This window comes from Mesorhizobium sangaii (assembly GCF_014207355.1).
Classification (GTDB): domain Bacteria; phylum Pseudomonadota; class Alphaproteobacteria; order Rhizobiales; family Rhizobiaceae; genus Mesorhizobium; species Mesorhizobium sangaii.
This window is the reverse complement of record NZ_JACHEF010000001.1, coordinates 183,207-202,207: the sequence shown is the minus strand read 5'-3', so window position 1 is coordinate 202,207 and position 19,001 is coordinate 183,207. Positions and strand designations below refer to the sequence as shown.

Below are 19,001 nucleotides of genomic sequence, written 5' to 3'. Positions count from 1 at the left end.
ATCTCATACAAAGAACGTAGGGTCACCTTGTTCAACGCCAGCGAAGTGCCTGGAAATTCGAGTTCAATAGTATTGTTGGGCAGCCGCGAAGTTTTTCGAGGAAGCATTACAGCTTGCGAGCGCCGTGGGCGCAGCGATCACGGCGGCGGGAGCCGGAAGTCGTTGCCCTCTGGCAGCAGTTGACCGCCATCGACGACAATGGCCGTGCCGGTGATGGAGCTGGCATCGTCGGAGGCGATGATCAGGAACGGGTCGAGCCCGTCATCGCCCACCAGATTTCTTCAATAAAAGCGTCAGGCGCCGGCGTTTCCCCTAAAGCAATTCCAGGAAAAATGTGAAACGGTTTTCCGTCCGGAATTGCGTCAAAACAAAGAGTTAGAGCGGTTCGCCGTTTCCGTGAAACGGTGACCTGCTCTGGAGCCAGCAACCGCACAACCCCCGCTGGGAGCCCGTCACACAGTCCTGATGTGGCGGGCCCCATGTGGCGGGCTATTTTCGTTGCCTCTTCACACGACGACGAAATCAGCGTTTGTCAGCGCCAGGTTTGCGGCAATCGTGGCGAAGTGGATGGCACCACCAGCAGCACTGCCGTTGCTGTCATAGGTGAGCCAGCCGGTGTCGGTCTCGTAGATAATGTGGTCGTTGCCGTCGGCGGCAAGGCCGGTGGTGTTCTTGACGAACTGGTCGGCCGTCAGTGTACCGTTGCCGCCAAGCGCTGAAAAGATCGCATTGTCGACCTGGATGGTGTCGTCGGCGACCGAGAAGTCGGTGATGTGGTCGACATTGGTCAAGGCGTCGAGCGCTGTATGGAAATTGAAAATGTCGCTGCCAGTTCCGCCGGTCAGTGTATCGTTGCCCAGGTGGCCGTCGAGGATGTCGTTGCCCGCGCCGGCAGTCAGGGTGTTGTCATGCTCGCCGCCATATATCTGATCCGCAAACTGCGTACCGGTGACATTGCGGATAGTGGCTACGGTATCCGTATTCCCAAACGAATCCGTTGCGGTATCGGCTGCCAACCCCAGTTGCGAGCCGACTCCCCAGAGATTGACGAGGATACCATGTATGGCGCCGCTGCTGACGTCGGTACTGTAGTCGACCGTGTCAAGGCCGGAATTGCCATTCATCGTGTCATTTCCACGTCCACCAATCAGCCTGTCGTCGCCTGAGTTGCCGTTGATGATATCATTTCCGTCTCCGCCAATGAGCGTGTCGTTCCCGTCCCTGCCGCTTATTGTATCGTTGCCGCCTCCACCGATGAGAATGTTGACGAAACCATCGCCGGTCAATGTGTCGCCACCACTGCCGCCGGTGACATTCTCGATGTTGCGAATAGTATCTTCCGCGATCCCGCCGATCGTGACTTGAGCGTCAATGGACTTGGTTAGACTTACAGCAACAGCAGAGGTTTGGTTGCTGTAGTCGGCCGTGTCGAGACCATCTCCACCATCCATGACATCATTGCCGAGGCCTCCTCTGAAGATGTCGTTGCCGCCGAGGCCCAAAAGTGTATTTACACCACTGTTGCCAGTGATGATGTTGGCAAGGGAATTGCCGGTGCCGTCGATGTTCGCCGATCCAGTCAGCGTCAGGTTTTCCAGGTCCTGGCCTGAGAGATTGAAGGAAATCGCGCTGTTGACGGTGTCAGTGCCCTGACCACTGGCCTCGATCACGTGATCGCCGGCATTGTCGACATAATAGGTGTCGTTGCCGGTGCTGCCACTCATCGTATCGGCGCCGCCCATTCCGTTGATGATGTTGTTGCCACTGTTGCCGGTGATGATGTTTGCCAGGCTATTGCCTGTGGCGTTGATCGAGGCAGCACTGCGCAGCGCGACGTTCTCGATATTGCCCTTGAAGTGGTTGCCATCGCCAAGGTTGATCGAGACATAGCCATTGACGACATCGGTGCCGTCGGCGCCGGCGGTGCTCTCGTCGACGAGATCGCCGGCATTGTCGACATAGTAGGTGTCGTTGCCGATGCCGCCCTGCATAGTGTCGGCACCACCCTTGCCATCCAGTGTGTCGTTGCCTTCAAGGCCGATCAGCGAATTGACGCCAGCGTTGCCATTGAGAGCGTTGGCGAGGGAATTGCCAGTTCCGTTGATGTTTGCCGCGGCGATCAGCGTCAGGTTTTCCAGGTCCTGGCCTGAGAGATCGAAGGAAATCGCGCTGTTGACCGTGTCAGTGCCCTGACCACTGGCCTCGATCACGTGATCGCCGGCATTGTCGACATAGTAGGTGTCGTTGCCGGTGCTGCCACTCATCGTATCGGCGCCGCCCATTCCGTTGATGATGTTGTTGCCACTGTTGCCGGTGATGATGTTTGCCAGGCTATTGCCTGTGGCGTTGATCGAGGCAGCACTGCGTAGCGCGACGTTCTCGATATTGCCCTTGAAGTGGTTGCCATCGCCAAGGTTGATCGAGACATAGCCATTGACGACATCGGTGCCGTCGGCGCCGGCGGTGCTCTCGTCGACGAGATCGCCGGCATTGTCGACATAGTAGGTGTCGTTGCCGATGCCGCCCTGCATAGTGTCGGCACCTTCCTTGCCATCCAGCGTATCGTTGCCGCCAAGGCCGATCAGGATGTTGACACCCGAATTGCCGGTCAGCGCGTTGGCCAGGCTGTTGCCGGTGGCGTTGATCGAAGCCGCACTGCGCAGTGCGACGTTCTCGATGCTGCCCGTGAAGTGGTTGCCATCGCTAAGGCTGATCGAGATGTAGCTGTTGACGATATCGTTGCCGTCGGCGCCGGCCGTGCTTTCACTGACGATATCGCCGGCATTGTCGACGAAGTAGGTGTCGTCGCCGGCCCCGCCCTGCATGGTGTCGGCACCTTCCTTGCCATCCAGCGTATCGTTGCCGCCAAGGCCGATCAGCGTGTCGTTGCCCTCGTCGCCGACAAGATAGTTGCTGCCGGTTGTGCCGGTGATGGTGTCGGCGAACTGGGTGCCTTCAGCATACTCGATGCTGGTCAGCGTATCCGTGAAGCCCCAGCCATCAATTACAACGCCGGTCGTCAAATTGATCGTGGCACCATGTGTGATGATGCCGCCGCCGTCGACGTCATTTCCATAGTCAAAACCGTCGTCCCTGTAGGAGACCAAATCGTTGCCGGCGCCGCCAATGATGGTGTCGGCGCCGCTTCCCGGCAGTATCATACCGCCGTTTGATCCCATATGGATGATGTCGTTGCCCGCCCGGGCATACGCCCAAAAGCCGTCATTTCGCATCGTGATGTTGTCTGCGAAGTAGCTGGCGTTCACCGCCTCGACACTGTTGAGCGTATCGGTGTTGCCCAAGCCGTCGGTGACGACACCAGTCTGCATGTTGATGGTCAGGCCATTTGTGTAAGCCTCGTAGACAACGTCATCCTCCCCGTCCCCTCCATTCACCTGGTCATTGCCGCCAACCACCATGAAAATTAAGTCGTCACCGGCCAATGCGTTGATTGTGTCGTTGCCGACCAGGTCCTGAACGCCGGGATTGATATCGTTGCCGACGGTTCCGTTGATGACAGCCATTTGGTCCTCCCGTTGTTTGGCATTCCCCAACGGCAACTGTATCCTAAGGTTGCATTAGTGTCATCTCATATAAAGAGCCGTACAGTCATCCTGCTCAGCGCCAGCGAGGTGCCCAGAAATTCGAGCTCCAATAGTATTGTTGGGCAGCGCCGAAGTTTTTTTTGAGGAAGCACTACAGCTTCGGAGCGCCGCAGGGCGGAAACGATCAAGGCGGCAGGAGCCGGAAGTCGTTGCCCTCGGGCAGCAATTGCCCGCCATCGACAACAATGGTCGTGCCGGTGATGTAGCTGGCATCGTCGGAGGCTAGGAACAGGAAGGCATTGGCGACGTCGCGTGGGCTGCCAAGCCGGCCGAGCGGTATGGAGTCTTCCATGTTCTTGATGTAGGCCGCGCCGCGATGCAGCTCGATCGCCTCGGTGAGGATGTTGCCGGGCTCGACGCCGTTGACGGTGATGCCGTAGCCGGAGAATTCGAGTGCCGCGGCGCGGATGAAGCCGTTGATGCCGGCCTTGCTGGCCGAATAGTGGCCGTGGCCCGGGCTGGTCACGTGCGGGCCGGTGATGGAGGAGGTGTAGAGCATGCGCCCGTAGTGCTGCGCCTTCATCGGCACCAGGGCGGCGCGGGTGGCATTGAAGGTGCCGCGCAGGTTCACCGCCATGACGCGGTCCCAGTCCTCCGCGCTGGTGTTTTCGATCAGCTGCCAGGGATAGATGCCGGCATTCTGCACGACGATGTCGAGGCGGCCGTGGTGTTCGAGCGCCAACGCCACAGCGGCCTCGGCCTCGGTCATCATCGAGATGTCGGTGCGGATGAAAGGGACGCCCAGTTCGGTCGCCGTCGCTTGTCCGGCTTCGACCTCGGTGTCGGCGAGCACCAGCTTTGCGCCTTCTTCGGCGAAACGCAGGGCGATGCCCTTGCCGATGCCGCGGGCGCTGCCGACGATCAGCGCCACCTTGTCTTCTAGTCGTCCGGTCATGCTAGCCGTCCTGTCATGCGAGTCTTTGGCGAATGGTTTGCTTGAAAGCGTCGAGCAACACGGCGGCCAGCACCAGCAGGCCATGGATCACCTGGGTGAAGTTGGCCGGCAGGCCCATCAGGTTGATCGCCGTGTTGATGGCCGAGAGCAGCAGCACGCCGGCATAGACGCCGGGCAGGGTGCCGACACCGCCCTTCAGGCTCACGCCGCCGATGACGACGGCGGCAAAGGCGTTGAACAGCAGGCCGACACCGAGATTGGCGGTGGCGCCTGAGGTGCGGATCGCCAGCAGCCAGCCGGCAAGGCCGGCAATGGCGCCGGCCAGCACGAAGGCGATGATCAGGTTGCGGTTGACCCGGATGCCGGCGCGGAAGGTCGCGGTCTCGTTGCCGCCGATCATCACGAGATGCCGGCCGAACGGCGTCTTGGCCATGATCAGCGAGAAAATGACGAAACAGGCAACCGCGATCCAGGCGGTGAGTGGCAGTCCGATGAGGCGCTGGATGCCGAACCAGCGGATGGCCGGCGCAAGATCCTGCGCCGAGCGGCCGCCCGAGATCACCAGCACGAGGCCGCGTACCCAGATGTAGGACGCCAGCGTGATGATGAAGGCGCTCATCTTCACCCGCACCACCAGGTAGCCGTTGAAGGCGCCGATGAGGCCGCCGACCGCAACCGCCAGCAGCAGCGACACCGGAACCATCAGCCATTCCGGGTGAAGTTGGACGCCAAGGCCGATGCCCGACGAGCAGAACAGGATGCCGACCGCCATGGCGCTGAGCGCCGCCACGGACTCGACCGAAAGGTCCATGTGACCGGCGATGATGACCAGTGCCAGGCCGATCGACATGACGCCGAGCACGCTCGACGCCTCGACGATGTTGGCAAAGATGCCGAGCTGGAAATAGTTCGGGATGAAGATGGAAAACACCACCAGCACGAACAGCAGCATGAACCAGACTAGGTTGTCGAGAACGAACTCCAGGGCATGGCGCGTGCGGGGGTTCATGGGCTGATCCGGCTGGCGCATGCCCCCGAAATCAAGTCGATTTTCGGGAAGGATCGCGCGGTTGGAATTGCGGAGGATTGGCTCCGGACCGAGGTGGCCCGGAGCGTTTTTTGCGACGTGCCTATTCGATCGGCTTGACGGTGTCCGTCGGCGGCTTCTGGTTGCCCCAGAAGGCCGGGTTGTCGACGTTTTCCTTGGTGATGGCGGCACCCGGGATCTTGATGTTCGGGCCCCAGGCTTCCTTGGTCACGGTCGATTTCAGGCCAAGCACGTCATATTCGCCGGGCTTGATCTCTTCCTTCTTGACGACCTTGTCCATGAACATGGCGACGGCAGCGGCCTGCGCGTAGAGCGGCTGCTCGACTTCGACATTGAGCCAGCCCTTGCGGATCAGGTCGAGGCCGACCGGAGCGCCGTTCGAGCTCATCAGCATGACGTCGCCCGGCTTATTGCCTGCAGCCTCGAGCGAGGCGACGGCGGCGACCGATAGGTGCGCGGCATGGCTGAAGATCAGGTCGATGTCGGGGTTGGCCAGCATCTGGTCGGCAACGATGGTGCCGGCGTTGCTGGCTTCCCACTGCATGGCCGGAAGCGAGATGATCTTGACGTCCGGAAACGCCTTCATCTTCTCCTCGAAGCTCTTCTGGATATCGAGCGTGTAGGGATCCCCGGGGTCGCCGAGCACCTGCAGCACCTTGCCCTTCACCGAACCGTTCTTGGCTTTCAGCAGCTTCTCGGCCTGGTCCGCGGCGACGTGGCCGATCTCGACCGTTCCGGCGACCGAAGTGAAGTCGGAGGGCGTCGAGGTGATCTGGCGGTCGAACTCGACCACCGGGATGCCGGCGGCGCGCGCCGCCTCGATGGACGGTTTCAGGGCATTGAAATCGACGGCGGCGAGGATGATCGCCGCCGGCTTCAGCGCGATGACGTCGTTCATCTCCGATTGCTGCGCGTCGGTCTTGTTGTCGGCGTTCAGTGTCTTCACCTCGTAGCCGACCTGCTTCAGGAACAGTTCCAGGGCACTCACCGAGCCGGTCTGGAACTCGTCGAGCAATGTCGGCACCATGTAGTAGACAGTACCCTTGGACTGGGCGAATGCCGGCATAAGCGTGGCAAAGGCCAGTGCCAGGATACCGAAGACAGCAAGAAGTATTCGCTTCATGTGGTTCGCTCCTGTTGAGCCGGACCCCTCTTTTGTCCCTCAGCCTGCCGGTCCGGCACCGGCAAGCGTCTCCCCGGTGATCATGTTGATCACCGCATCGGGACTTGTTTTGTTGCGTGCGACATCGCCGGCCACCACGCCTTGCCGGATCACCACGATCCGGTCGGCGACCTGGAAGGCCTGCTGCATGATATGGGTGATGATGACGACGCCGATGCCCTGGCTCGCCACCTGGCGGATCATGTCGAGACCGCGCCGCGTCTGCTCGACGCCGAGGGCGGCGAATGGTTCGTCGAGCAGCACCAGCTTGCCGCCCCAATGCACGAACCTGTTGAGCTCGATGGCTTGCCGCTGGCCGCCGGAAAGATGCTCGACATTGGTGCGCAGCGAGGGAATGCGGGTGCCGGCGCTGGCCAGCGCCTTTTCGACGACGGCCTCCATGGCGCGCTCGTCGAGCACGGGGATGCCAAGAACCTTCCTGGTGATCTCGCGGCCCATGAAGAAATTGGCGACCACGTCGACATTGGTGCACAGCGACAGGTCCTGGTAGACGGTTTCGATGCCGGCCGCCTTGGCCTCAGCGGGCGATCTGACGAGGAACTCCTTGCCCTCGAACAGCATGCGTCCGGAAGTCGGCTCCAGCCCGCCGGCGATGATCTTGACCAGCGTCGACTTACCGGCGCCGTTGTCGCCCAGCAACGCGACGACCTCGCCCTTGCCGATCGAGAAGCTGATCCCCTTGAGCGCTTCAATCGCGCCATAGTTCTTGGTGACGTTGTCGAGCACCAGCAGGGGTCGTTCATGCCGCAATCCCTCCGGTTTTCAGAAGATCGCGCCCGCGTTCGCGTTCAGCCGTGAAGATCTGGCCGAAGCGCGGCGACAGCACGCCGGAAACGGCAAGCGCGGCTGCGCCGCGCAACACCGAATGCTGCCCACTCCGCGCGACCATGACGCGCGGCGTCGTACGGTCCTTTCGCGCCGAGACGGAATTGTGCAGGCCGTCGGTTGAACCGGCCAGCCGTTCGAGCAGGTCGGTGGAGGCAAGCCCACCAAGGATGATCGTTTCGGGGTCGAACAGGTTCTCGATGATGGCGACGGCATTGCGAAAGATCGGGGCGACTTCCGCCACCCATTCGGCCTCACTGCCATTCCAGCGCCGGAGCGCCTCGAGCGACAGGTATCTTTCGAGACAACCGCTGTTGCCGCAGGGGCAAGCCTCGCCACCCGGAACGACGGGAATGTGTCCGACCTCGCCGGCATTTCCCCAAGCGCCGCGCAACACGCTGCCGTCATGAACCATGACGCCGCCCAGGCCGACGCCGAAATAGAGGTAATAGTATTCGGAAAACTGCGCGCCGAGGCCGTAGAGGCGTTCGCCCATGGCGGCCGCCGCCATGTCGGTTTCAAAGAAGGCCGGCAGTCCGGTCGAAGTCGCCAGCCGCTCGCGCAGCGCCACATCCTTCCAGCCGGTCATGGTGGTGGGGCCGACAAAGCTCATGGATTCGACGCCAAACGGGCCGGGCAGGGCCAGGCCGACCCCGAGCACCCGCCCTCCGGCCCGCAATCTGGTCAATTCAGCCACCATTGCTCCGATCAGGTCGAAGGCGTGGTCGGGCGTCGCGTTCGGGGCTTCGCGGTACGTGCTCTCGATTACGTCGCCGCTCAGATTGATCAAGGCGGCACTGATGCCGAACGGGGTGATGTGGATCCCGACCGCATAGCCGCCCTCGGGGTTGATGCGCAGGGTCGCCGGGGGCAGGCCGCGCCCCTTCGGCTCTTCGCGTAGCGACAGGATGTAGCCCTGCTCTTCGAGTTCGCGAACGATGGTCGACACCGTCTGGACGGTGAGCCCGACGCGCCTGGCGATCTCGCCGCGGGCGATCGGTCCTTGCAGGCGGATGGACTCAAGCACGATGCGCCGGTTGTACGGCCGCCCGAACTCCTGATTGGTCCCCCGCAGTGCCATGGCGTGCGCCCCTTAGGAGAGCCCAGCTTCGCACCGCTTATTTATTCAGTCAAATGGAATTCAAAAATAAATTCGCGCATCCGGCCGTTGGGGACGAGGCTGGGCCAGTGGATGATCTAGGGGGCCAAACGACCCATCCGGCAGTCAGGCGGGATGGATGGCGATCGCGTGGTTCGCCCGATTGCTCGCGAAGGTCGGAGATACGAATACGGAGATATTAGGCCGCCAATCAGCCCATGGGCCTGCGTGACTCAGAGATACTGGGCGACCTTCTTGCCGATCGTGAGGAAGCGCAGGGGATCGATGGCTTCGCCATTGTGGCGGACTTCGTAGTGCAGATGCGGGCCGGTCGAGCGACCGCTGCTGCCGGTCTTGCCGATGACAGCGCCGGCATCCAGTTTCTCGCCCACGGTCACGTCGATTTCGCTGAGATGTCCGTAGCGGGTCGCAAAACCATTGCCGTGGTCGACTTCCACCATCCGGCCATAGCCGCCGTTCCAGCCTGCCTTGGTGACGACGCCGGGCGCGGTGACCTTTGCGGCCATGCCGATCGGCGCCCTGAAATCCATCCCGGAATGCAGCGCCGCGGTGCCGAGGATCGGGTCGGTGCGCACCCCGAACGGGCTGGTGACGGAATGACCAGGAGCCGGGTTGGTCAGCGGCAGCTGGCGCGCCTCCTTCTTGAGATGGTCGAGCGTGTCCAGCGCCTCGTCCAGTTCCTTGACCTTGCTGTCGAACATCATCGAACTGTCGAGCGGGATCAGCGGTCCGCCGACGTCGCTCTCGTTCTTGCCGAAATCGCTGTCTACGGGCAGGCCCGCCGCTTCAAGTGCCTGGGTGATCGCGTCGGCGCTCTTGTAGGCGTTGTCGGCGAGCGTGCTGATGCGGGTCAGTTGATCGCTCTCGATGGATTTCAGCGACTGGTTGATCGACACGAACAGTTTGTCGGCACGATCGGCGGCTGAATCGTTGGGCAGCGGATCGGAGCGGGTCGACCACAACGAGAACGGCCTGGTGTCGCCGGCACCGAGGTCGGCGCCCAGGCTGGCGCCAAGGCTGGCGACCGCGTAGGTCTGCGCCGGCGGGGCTATGCTGCCGGTTACCTCGGCGCGTTTGTCCGGCTTGCCGGCCGCTGCCGGATCTTCGGCAGGCGCCGCTCCGACTTCGCTCTCTGCGCGTTCGAGCAGCGGGCCGAGGCGGCCATGACGCTGGCTGAGCTGGCTCTGGCGTTCGAGCAGTTCGCTGACCTTGGTCTCCATCAGCTGCTGGTCGAGCAGCTGGCGGCTGGTGATGCGGTCGACCTGGGCGCGAAGCGCCGAAATGCGATCTTCATAGGCCTGCTGCATGCGCGCCTGCCGCGCCGTGGTGGCGCCGATCAGGTCGTCGCGCAGCACCAGATAGGAGGTGGCCAGCAGGTAGCCGATGGCAATTGCCGCCAGCGCCGAGCCGACAAAAGCCGCGAGCCATGGGCGGATCGTGAAGTGCCTGATTTCATTGCCCCGGGCGATGATGATCGTGTGGGGCTCTTTGCGCCTGCCGAAGACTGCTGACTGACCGGTTGCCTTCACGGGACCAAGCTTTCGTTTACGACACCACGATAGCTTGACTACACATTATTAAGGTTAACAAAGCTTTTCGCTTCGGGCTTTCCGTCAACGATTGCCCGTCAGGCGGGCATGGGGTTGTGGGCAGTCGGCTCAGCCGACAATTATCTCAAAGCGCGCGGACAGCCGCGAGCACCTCTTCGGCATGGCCCTTGACCCGGACCTTGCGCCAGATTCTGGCGATCCGTCCGTCGCGGCCGATCAGGAACGTCGCCCGCTCGACACCCATGTATTTGCGGCCATACATCGATTTTTCGACCCACAGATGGTAGGCCTCGATTACCTTGCGCTCCTCATCGGCGGCGAGGTCGATGGTGAGGCTGTATTTCGATTTGAACTTGTCGTGCTTTTTGACGTTATCAGGCGACAGGCCGATCACCACCGCGCCGGCCTTCTCGAATTCCGACTTCAGCTGCGAAAAGCTGATTGCCTCTTGCGTGCAGCTTGTCGTGTCGTCCTGCGGATAGAAATAGAGCACAATGGGCTTGCCGGAGGATGCAGCAAGGCTGACAGATCCGCCGCCGTCCCGCGGCAGGTCGAATTGCGGCGCGATATCGCCTACGTCTAGGTCAGCCATACCGATGCCCTTGTTTGTGGTTACGCGCCAAGCCACACCGATATAGTGTCGAGCGGGGATTCGTCCACGATCGAGTTCGTACAACGGAAAATTGCGTGGATCAGGAGCAACCGCAGCACGAGAAGATCCGGTTCAGGCGGGATGAGATCACCGACCTGGGAGCCTTTCCCTCCGCGTGCCGCGTGCCACCGCTGGGTCAGGCGCGGATCGGACGCGGCTTTCGCATCCTGGCAAGGGTGTTCGCCGGTTTTGCTTGCCTCGTCCTGTTGGCGGCAGTCGCTGTCTATCTGGTAGGTGCGTCAGGCGTTGGCTCCGAGCGGCTTCGGGCGGAAGCGGAAACCGCGATCGAGAAACTGGCCGGCGTCGATGTCAATGTTTCGGTCGGGCCGGCGCGCATCACCCTTGATGGATCGAGCTTCATTGCGTTGCAGGTCAGCGACGTCAGCCTGAAGACCGCCGACGGCAAGCCGATGGCCGATGCGGGCCGCGTGCGCTTCGGCGTGCGCCTTATACCGCTGCTGCGTGGGGAAGTGCGGCTGACCAGCGCCAGGATATCCGATGCGCACATCGTCGTCGCGGCCATGCCGTCCGGCGGCGACTGGGCAGCAAGCCTGCGCAATCAGGATGGCCTCGTCGATCCGGAGAAACTGTCGGCTGCGGTGTTCGCCAACGTTCACAGCGCGCTCGACGCCGTGCGCGAAGATTCGATGCGCCAGATCGATCTTCGCAATGTCGAATTCGTTCTGCCCGAAACCGGAACGATCAAACGGGTCAAGGTCACCGACGCCGCCGTCGTGCAGTCGGGACCCAGCGGCATGCAGTTTTCGTCCGAAGCGGATGTCGACGGCAGGGCGGTTACCATTGCCGCTTCCGCCACCCGCGATATCGCGGCACACCGCGTGACGGCGCTGGATGCGAGCATCGATCTGGCGGATGCCAGTGTTGTCACGGGCGCTGCAGATACCACGGCGGCTGCCGGGAAGCTGGGTGCGGTGACGCTGAAGCTGACGGCATCGGAAGGGTCCGGCACCAATGCATCGCGGCTGACGGCCGCGCTGTCATCGACGGGTTCCATCCTCGATCTCGGCACACGCGGGTTGCTCCCGGCGGACTTCGACCTCAACGCCACGCTGGTTGAGGGCAGCAACAAGGTCCAGGTGGACAGATTGCTGCTGAAGGCCGGCCGCTCGACATTCGATTTCGCCGGCTCGATCGGGCCGAAGCCGGCAACCGGAGCGGCCGGCGAGGAACCGGCCTATCGCTATGACCTGACCAGCGACGGTTCCTCGCTGGCGCCTTCGGAGTCGCCTGAACCAGCGCTCCCCTTCCTCGCCCGGATTGCCGGTGTCTACAATACGGTGAGCCACAGACTGGTCGCCGAGCAGATCGCGCTTCGCTCCGACGCCTCCGGCGAGGTGCTGGGCACCGCCGCCGTCGAGTTTGTCGACGGCAAGGCGCCGGGGATCAATTTGGCGCTCAACGTCCACAACATGCAGGTTTCTCACGTCAAGCAGCTTTGGCCGTGGTTTTCGGCACGCAACGCGCGGCTGTGGGTTCTGGCCAATCTGTTTGGCGGCCGCGTCGTCGACGCCAACCTCCAGTTCCACGTCGTCCCGAACCGTCTCGGCAATGGCGTGCCGCTGTCCGCCGATGAGGTGTTCGGCCGTTTCCAGGTCGAGGGATCGCGTTTTGACACGGCCGGCCGCATTCCGCCGATACGAGACGCTGTCGGCGTTGTCAGCTTCCATGGCAATGATGTCGACGTCTCCTTGTCCTCCGGCACCGTGTATATGCCCAGCGGCCGCACCGTCGCGGCCAGCAATGGCACGCTGACGATCAAGGCGGCCAACCATCCGCCAGTCATCGGCGCGCTCGACATCGATGTCGAGGGCGACGCCTCCGCCGTTGCCGAACTCGCCTCCTACGAGCCGATCAACGCCATGCGCCATGTCGGCCTTTTGCCGGAAGATCTGTCGGGCAGCGTCACCGGCCATGTCAGGGCTGACATTCCGTTGCAGTCCGGCGTCGACTCCTCGAAGCTCGATTGGCTGGTGTCGCTCGACTACAGCGGCATGTCATTGGCCAAGCCGTTCGAGGGGCAGACGGTGACGGATGCCGACGGTTCGATCACCGTCGACCCTGAAAAGGCGGTGATCTCCGCCAAGGCATCGCTGAACGGCATTCCAGCCGAACTCGACCTGATCGAGCCGCTCCGGGATGACGGGCCGCCGGCCAGCCGCAAGGTGGCATTGGTGCTCGACGACAAGATCCGTGCCGCCGCAATGCCCGGCTTGACGCCGCTGCTTGGCGGGACGGTGAAGGTCGCTATCGACAAGAGCGGCAGCGGCGACCAGAACGTCTCGGCCGATCTGACCAACGCCAGGCTGGACATCCCCTGGGCCGGCTGGAGCAAGGGGGCGGGGGTTCCCGCCAAAGCCACATTCGTCATGACCAAGTCCGGCGACACCACGACGCTGTCCGATTTCGACCTCGATGGAAAGACCTTCTCCGTCGAAGGCAGCATCGTGCTGGTCAATGGCGCCCTGTCTTCCGCAAAGTTCAGCAAGGTGACCTTGAACCGGGGCGACGATGTCGCGGTGTCGGTGAAGCGGTCCGGCAAGGGCTATGCGGTCGACATATCAGGCAACGCGCTGGATGCCCGCTCGCTGATCAAGCAGTTCACCTCGGACGTCGACACGGCGACGAAGACCACCGGTTCCGATGCCATTTCCGTCAGCGCCGATGTCGATCAACTGACCGGGTTCCACGATGAGCAATTGTCCAACCTGAAGCTCGACTACAGCGCGGCCGGCTCGCGCGTGAACGGCCTGAAGGTCAGCGCCACGGCAAGTTCGGGCGCCGCCATAACCATCAGCAACACCACCGGCGGCGGCCAGCGCGCGCTCAACATGCGATCCGCGGACGCCGGCGCCATCCTTCGGTTCCTCAACATCTACGAGCATATGGAAGGCGGAGCGATCACGCTCGCGCTGGCGGGGCCGAGCGACGGATCGCTGAGGGGCAAGGTCGATACCAGCAACTTCTTCGTGGTCAATGAGCCGAAACTGGCATCCATCGTGTCGACCACGCCGGCCGGCGACAGCCGCAGCCTCAACCAGGCGGTCAAGGGCAATCTGGACACCTCGCGGGTGAAGTTCGAACGCGGCTACGCCGAGATCGACAAGGGCAGCGGCTATCTGAGACTGGCCAATGGCGTGCTGCGCGGTCCCCGCATCGGCACGACGTTCCAGGGTACCCTCTACGACCAGGACAACAACATGGACATGACCGGCACGTTCATGCCGGTCTATGGCCTTAATCGCATCTTCGGCGAATTGCCCATCGTTGGCGCGCTTCTCGGCAATGGCCGCGACCGCGGCCTGATTGGCGTCACCTACCGGCTCAAAGGCAATGCCAACAAGCCGGTGCTGGACATCAATCCGCTGTCGGTGATCGCACCCGGCATCTTCAGGTCGATCTTCGAATACCGGTGACCGATCCTAGAACGGCCGCACCAGAATGTGCTTTTTCCTGCCCAGTGAAAGCTTTACGATGTTTTCCGGACTCAAATCCTGAAGCGTCACCAGTCGGCGCTCGTCGCTGACAGGCTGGTCGTTCAACCGCACCGCACCGCCCTGCACGTGCCGCCGCGCCTCGCCGTTCGACGCCGCCAGTCCGGCTGTCACCAGCAGCGACAGGACGCCGACGCCGGCTTCGAGCGCTGCCTTGTCCACCTCGACGCTCGGTAGCGATTCGGCGAGCGCGCCTTCCTCGAACGTCTTGCGCGCCGTCTCGCTGGCTTGTTCCGCCGCCCCGCGACCATGCAGCAAGGCCGTGATCTCGGTTGCGAGGACCTTCTTGGCCTCATTGATCTCGGATCCGCCGAGCTGCTCGAGCCGGCCGACCTCGTCCAGCGGCAGCGTCGTGTAGAGTTTAAGGAAGCGGCCGACGTCGGCATCCTCGGTGTTGCGCCAGTACTGCCAGAACTCGTAGGGGCTCAGCATGTCCGCATCGAGCCAGACCGCGCCCGACGCCGACTTGCCCATCTTGGCGCCCGATGAGGTGGTGAGCAGCGGCGTGGTCAGCGCATAGAGCTGCGCGTCCTCCATGCGGCGGCCGAGATCGATGCCGTTGATGATATTGCCCCACTGATCGGAGCCGCCCATCTGCAGGCGGCAGCCGAGGCGCTTGTAGAGCTCGACGAAATCATAGGCCTGCAGGATCATGTAGTTGAATTCGAGGAACGACAGCGACTGCTCGCGATCGAGCCGCAGCTTGACGGAATCGAAGGCCAGCATGCGGTTGACCGAAAAGTGGCGGCCGACGTCGCGCAGGAAATTGACGTAGTTGATCTCCATCAGCCAGTCGGCGTTGTTGACCATGACCGCGTCGTTCGGCCCGCTGCCGAATTTGAGGTACGGCATGAAGTTGCGGCGGATGCCGGCGAGGTTGTCGTCTATGTCCTGCGGGGTCAGCAGCTTGCGCGCCTCGTCCTTGAAGGAAGGGTCGCCGATCATCGAGGTGCCGCCGCCCATCAGCGCGATCGGCCGGTGACCGGTCTGCTGCAGCCAATGCAGCATCATGATCTGGATCAGCGAACCGGCATGCAGGCTTTTGGCGGTCGCGTCGAAGCCGATATAGGCCGTCACCGTCTCCGTGGCGAAGAGATTGTCGAGCCCGGCATCATCCGAAGTCTGGTGGATGAAACCGCGCTCGCTCATCGTGCGCAGGAAATCGGATTTGAAGGCAGGCATTTTTTCTTTCCCGAAAGCGTCCGGCCAATCTGGCCCAGGGCGTGGCGTGCATGAACGGGCGCGTTTAGCACCCAAGCGCGATCAGCAAAAGTGGAATCCGGTTTTCGCACTCCACCCTCTTTCCGGACGTTGGCGCAGCCCCTCACCTGCCTGCCGGCATCCTCTCCCCGTATAGTGACGGGGAGAGGGGCGCTCTCATCGACCGTTTCGCCAGTTGTCAACGCTGCAGAAAGCGTACCGGCACTGCGATCAGCCCCCTTCTCCCCGTCACTATACGGGGAGAAGTGCCCGGCAGGGCGATGAGGGGCGGCGCCGACATCGACAATTGATGGTCTCCGCCACGAGTTGGAACTGGCATAGGTCTGAAGCGATTGCCCTGGGCTCCAATGCTTGCTTCATCGTTTCGGCTGGCGTAATGAGGCGCCGCGCCAAAGGTTCTAGCAGTCCACGACCTCGAGCGGCACCGCACGGCATCCACAAAATGCCATATCCGACGACAGAGCCCCGACGCGACATGCCGGACGCATTGATATCCATCGTCATTCCTTGCAGGAACGAGGCGGCAAATCTGCCGCTGTTGATCGACGAGATCGAGGCCACCATGGCCGGGCGCGATTTCGAACTGATCATCGTCAACGACGGCTCGACCGACGACACCGCTTCGGTGCTCGCAGCGCAAGCAGCGCTTCGCCCGTTTCCGGTACGGGAATTGCGGCACCGGAAATCCGCCGGCCAGAGCCTTTCGGTGCGCTCGGGCGCCTGGGCGGCGTGTGGCAGTATCGTCGCCACGATCGACGGCGACGGCCAGAACGATCCTCAATACATTCCCGTGCTGATCGATGCACTTCTGCAGGCCGGCCCCGATTTCGGCGCGGCGCAGGGGCAGCGCCTCAAGCGCCGTGACAGCAAGGTCAAGCAACTGGCGTCACGTTTCGCCAACTGGCTGAGAAATGCCATCCTGCATGACGAGACGCGCGACACCGGCTGCGGCCTCAAGGCGGTCCATACCGATATCCTGCGCAGATTGCCGTTCTTCGACGGCACCCATCGCTTCGTTCCGGCCCTGGTCATCCAGGAGGGCTATCGCGTCGTGCACTGCGATGTGATCGATCGCTCGCGCCGGCACGGCAAGTCGAATTACGGCATCTTCGATCGCGGCCTGCAGGGGGTTCTCGATCTCGCCGGTGTCTGGTGGCTGCGCCGCCGGCGCCGCAGAATGCCTAAAGTAGAGGAAATCAGCCGTGGTTAACGTGCTTCAGGAATTGGTGACCTGGCTTCACCAGGTTTTCATCAAGCAGTTCGATGCGTGGATCCTGCTCGGCTTCGTTGCGCAGTTCTTCTTCACCATGCGCTTCGTCGTGCAGTGGCTTGCCTCGGAAAAAGCCAAGCGCAGCGTGGTGCCGGTGGCCTTCTGGTTCTTTTCCCTGTTCGGTGGCGGCCTGCTTCTGATCTATGCCATCCAGCGTCAGGATCCGGTGTTCATCGCCGGCCAGTCCATGGGCCTGTTCATCTACATCCGCAATCTCTGGCTGATCGCCAACGAGCGCAAGACCGCAATGAGCAAGGTCGATTGAACAGCGATCGATCGAGCAGCGTGGCACATCAAGACAAATTCGTCACGGAGGCTGAGACATGGCGGTGAACAGGAATTACATCCTTCTCTTCCTGTTCAGCCTGGTGATGACGGTTTCGGGACTGGCGTCGCTGCCGCCGATCGACCGCGACGAGTCGCGCTTCGTCCAGGCCACCAAGCAGATGGCCGAGAGCGGCGACTATGTCGACATCCGCTTTCAGGACGCCTCGCGCTACCAGAAGCCGATCGGCATCTACTGGCTGCAATCGGCGGCCGTGGCGCTGAGCGGCGAGGGCGCTGCCGCTCCGATCTGGGTTTATCGCCTGGTCTCGGCGCTTGGCATTGCGATTGCCGTTGTCGGCATCGCCTGGACCGGCACCAATCTGTTCGGTGCCAATGCCGGCATCGCCGCCGGCCTGGTCTTGGCGGCGATCTTCGCCACCGCTTTCGAAGGCCGCGACGCCAAGACCGATGCCATGCTGCTGGCCTGTTGCGTGGCGGCGCAAGGCGCGCTGGCGCAGATCTATCTGGCCTCGCGCCGGAACCAACCTGTCGGCGGCCATCTCTGGTGGATCTTCTGGATCGCGCAGGGTGCTGCGATCCTCATCAAGGGCCCGATTGCCCCACTGCTGTCGGCACTCACCATCGCCGTGCTGTTCGCCTTCGAGCGTGACGGGCGCTGGCTGTCGAAGCTCAAAGTAGGGCGCGGCCTGGCGCTCGTCGTGCTGATCGTGCTGCCCTGGCTTGCGCTGATCACCTGGAAGAGCGGCGGCGCCTTCCTGCAGCAAGCCGTCGGCAAGGACATGATCGGCAAGGTCGCCTCGGGCGAGGAATCGCACGGCCTGCCGCCCGGCTTCTACATGCTGACCTATTCGCTGTTCATGTGGCCCTTTGGGTTGATCGCCGTCGGCGCCGGGCTCCAGGCCCTCAATCGCCTGCGCGATGACCCCCGGCTGCGCTTCTGCCTCGCCTGGTACATACCGTTCTGGCTGGTGTTCGAGCTGATCCCGACCAAGCTGCCGCATTATGTCCTGCCGGCCTATCCCGGCATGGCATTGCTGATCGGCTGGCTTTTGACGCTGTCGCCGCAGGATGCGGACGCGCCGCTCAGGCGCTGGCAGGACTGGTTGTGGTGGTCGACCGCATTTGGTCTGGCCGTGGTCAGCCTCGGCCTGGCGGCGGTCTGCGTCGGCGCACCGCTCTACCTCACAGGCACGTTCTCATGGTGGAGCATTCCGGCCGCCGCGGCCGCGCTCGGCGCCGGCTACTTTGCCTTTTCGCGGCAGTTGCAAGTGCCGCTCGGCCGCATCGGTGCCATCGCGGTTTGCGCGGGCATTACCTATGCGCTGCTGTTCGGCGTCATAGCGCCGTCGCTGAAACCGATCTGGCTGAGCCCGGCCATCGAGGCGGCGGTGCGCGCCAACAAGCCCTGCGACACCACCGTGCTGGCCTCGTCGCGATACCAGGAACCGAGCCTGGTGTTCCTGGTCGGCACGAGAACGGTGCTGACCAATGTCGAGGGCGTCGCCAGGCATCTGTTTGCCGATCCGGCCTGCGCACTGGCGCTGGCATCGGTCGAGGACGAGCAGAAACTGACTGGCCTGCTGGCGGCACAGGGCAAATCGGTGAACCGCGTTGCCCTGATCGACGGCCTCAACTATTCGTCGGGAGACAAACTGTCGCTCGGTCTCTATCGTGTGACGCCATGACGGCTCGTCGATGACAGGGTCGAGTTTCCTATGCTGGTGAAATCGCGCCCTTCCGTTTCCGGTATGCTCCTTGAGGTGGGGCGCCGATCCCTCGACAATTTTCGCGATACGATGCAGATCGCAAGAAAGCGTTTTGCCGCGCGTCCC

Annotated in this window: 13 protein-coding genes and 1 pseudogene; 4 read left to right on the top strand and 10 right to left on the bottom strand. The window is 62.5% G+C overall.

Annotation, left to right across the window (positions count from 1 at the left end):
- Positions 1-137: 137 nt before the first annotated feature.
- The 9 genes and pseudogenes from HNQ71_RS01075 to HNQ71_RS01035 all read right to left on the bottom strand — a co-directional run.
- A pseudogene (locus tag HNQ71_RS01075) lies at positions 138-248 on the bottom strand (3-oxoacyl-[acyl-carrier-protein] reductase); the annotation flags it as partial.
- Between the two features lie 258 nt (positions 249-506).
- On the bottom strand, positions 507-3,524 hold the full coding sequence (locus HNQ71_RS01070) for a beta strand repeat-containing protein (RefSeq protein ID WP_184870783.1): 3,018 nt from the start codon (positions 3,522-3,524) through the stop codon (positions 507-509).
- Positions 3,525-3,729: 205 nt separating this feature from the next.
- A complete protein-coding gene (locus HNQ71_RS01065) occupies positions 3,730-4,500 on the bottom strand; it encodes an SDR family oxidoreductase (RefSeq protein WP_184870782.1) in 771 nt (256 codons plus the stop codon).
- Positions 4,501-4,513: 13 nt separating this feature from the next.
- Positions 4,514-5,509 (bottom strand): ABC transporter permease, encoded by a 996-nt coding sequence (locus HNQ71_RS01060; RefSeq protein ID WP_184870781.1) that lies wholly within the window; start codon positions 5,507-5,509, stop codon positions 4,514-4,516.
- Positions 5,510-5,630: 121 nt separating this feature from the next.
- Complete coding sequence (locus tag HNQ71_RS01055; RefSeq protein ID WP_184870780.1) at positions 5,631-6,671, bottom strand: sugar ABC transporter substrate-binding protein; 1,041 nt, start codon at positions 6,669-6,671, stop codon at positions 5,631-5,633.
- A gap of 39 nt (positions 6,672-6,710) precedes the next feature.
- Complete coding sequence (locus HNQ71_RS01050) at positions 6,711-7,481, bottom strand: ATP-binding cassette domain-containing protein (protein ID WP_184870779.1); 771 nt, start codon at positions 7,479-7,481, stop codon at positions 6,711-6,713.
- Positions 7,471-8,637 carry an ROK family transcriptional regulator gene (locus tag HNQ71_RS01045; RefSeq protein ID WP_184870778.1) on the bottom strand — a complete coding sequence of 389 codons (1,167 nt, stop codon included), beginning with the start codon at positions 8,635-8,637 and terminating at the stop codon, positions 7,471-7,473. Before HNQ71_RS01045 ends, HNQ71_RS01050 begins: the two co-directional genes overlap by 11 nt.
- Before the next feature lie 251 nt (positions 8,638-8,888).
- Complete coding sequence (locus tag HNQ71_RS01040) at positions 8,889-10,205, bottom strand: peptidoglycan DD-metalloendopeptidase family protein (RefSeq protein ID WP_184870777.1); 1,317 nt, start codon at positions 10,203-10,205, stop codon at positions 8,889-8,891.
- Between the two features lie 145 nt (positions 10,206-10,350).
- Positions 10,351-10,818 carry a peroxiredoxin gene (locus HNQ71_RS01035; protein WP_184870776.1) on the bottom strand — a complete coding sequence of 156 codons (468 nt, stop codon included), beginning with the start codon at positions 10,816-10,818 and terminating at the stop codon, positions 10,351-10,353.
- 95 nt (positions 10,819-10,913) lie between these two features.
- Here HNQ71_RS01035 and HNQ71_RS01030 point away from each other — a divergent pair, with 95 nt between their 5' ends.
- On the top strand, positions 10,914-14,312 hold the full coding sequence (locus HNQ71_RS01030; protein ID WP_184870775.1) for a YhdP family protein: 3,399 nt from the start codon (positions 10,914-10,916) through the stop codon (positions 14,310-14,312).
- 6 nt (positions 14,313-14,318) lie between these two features.
- On the opposite strand, the gene tyrS is transcribed toward HNQ71_RS01030, so the two are convergent.
- On the bottom strand, positions 14,319-15,572 hold the full coding sequence (tyrS, locus tag HNQ71_RS01025) for a tyrosine--tRNA ligase (protein WP_184870774.1): 1,254 nt from the start codon (positions 15,570-15,572) through the stop codon (positions 14,319-14,321).
- 514 nt (positions 15,573-16,086) lie between these two features.
- Between tyrS and HNQ71_RS01020 the strand changes: the two genes are divergently transcribed.
- Genes HNQ71_RS01020 through HNQ71_RS01010 form a run of 3 tightly spaced genes read left to right on the top strand, consistent with a single transcriptional unit; the run spans position 16,087 to position 18,854 of the window.
- Positions 16,087-16,821, top strand: a complete 735-nt coding sequence (locus HNQ71_RS01020) for a glycosyltransferase family 2 protein (RefSeq protein ID WP_184870773.1) — start codon at positions 16,087-16,089, stop codon at positions 16,819-16,821.
- A complete protein-coding gene (locus HNQ71_RS01015) occupies positions 16,814-17,146 on the top strand; it encodes a lipid-A-disaccharide synthase N-terminal domain-containing protein (protein WP_095085369.1) in 333 nt (110 codons plus the stop codon). The genes HNQ71_RS01020 and HNQ71_RS01015 overlap by 8 nt, the downstream gene beginning before the upstream one ends.
- Positions 17,147-17,204: 58 nt before the next feature.
- Positions 17,205-18,854, top strand: coding sequence for an ArnT family glycosyltransferase (locus HNQ71_RS01010; RefSeq protein ID WP_184870772.1), 1,650 nt, complete (start codon positions 17,205-17,207; stop codon positions 18,852-18,854).
- Positions 18,855-19,001 lie beyond the last annotated feature (147 nt).

Excerpts from the sequence above, each read along its gene's own strand:
- HNQ71_RS01070 (WP_184870783.1), bottom strand. The coding sequence starts at position 3,524 with ATGGCTGTCATCAACGGAACCGTCGGCAACGATATCAATCCCGGCGTT.
- HNQ71_RS01065 (WP_184870782.1), bottom strand. The coding sequence starts at position 4,500 with ATGACCGGACGACTAGAAGACAAGGTGGCGCTGATCGTCGGCAGCGCC.
- HNQ71_RS01060 (WP_184870781.1), bottom strand. The coding sequence starts at position 5,509 with ATGAACCCCCGCACGCGCCATGCCCTGGAGTTCGTTCTCGACAACCTA.
- HNQ71_RS01055 (WP_184870780.1), bottom strand. The coding sequence starts at position 6,671 with ATGAAGCGAATACTTCTTGCTGTCTTCGGTATCCTGGCACTGGCCTTT.
- HNQ71_RS01045 (WP_184870778.1), bottom strand. The coding sequence starts at position 8,637 with ATGGCACTGCGGGGGACCAATCAGGAGTTCGGGCGGCCGTACAACCGG.
- HNQ71_RS01035 (WP_184870776.1), bottom strand. The coding sequence starts at position 10,818 with ATGGCTGACCTAGACGTAGGCGATATCGCGCCGCAATTCGACCTGCCG.
- tyrS (WP_184870774.1), bottom strand. The coding sequence starts at position 15,572 with ATGCCTGCCTTCAAATCCGATTTCCTGCGCACGATGAGCGAGCGCGGT.
- HNQ71_RS01020 (WP_184870773.1), top strand. The coding sequence starts at position 16,087 with ATGCCGGACGCATTGATATCCATCGTCATTCCTTGCAGGAACGAGGCG.
- HNQ71_RS01010 (WP_184870772.1), top strand. The coding sequence starts at position 17,205 with ATGGCGGTGAACAGGAATTACATCCTTCTCTTCCTGTTCAGCCTGGTG.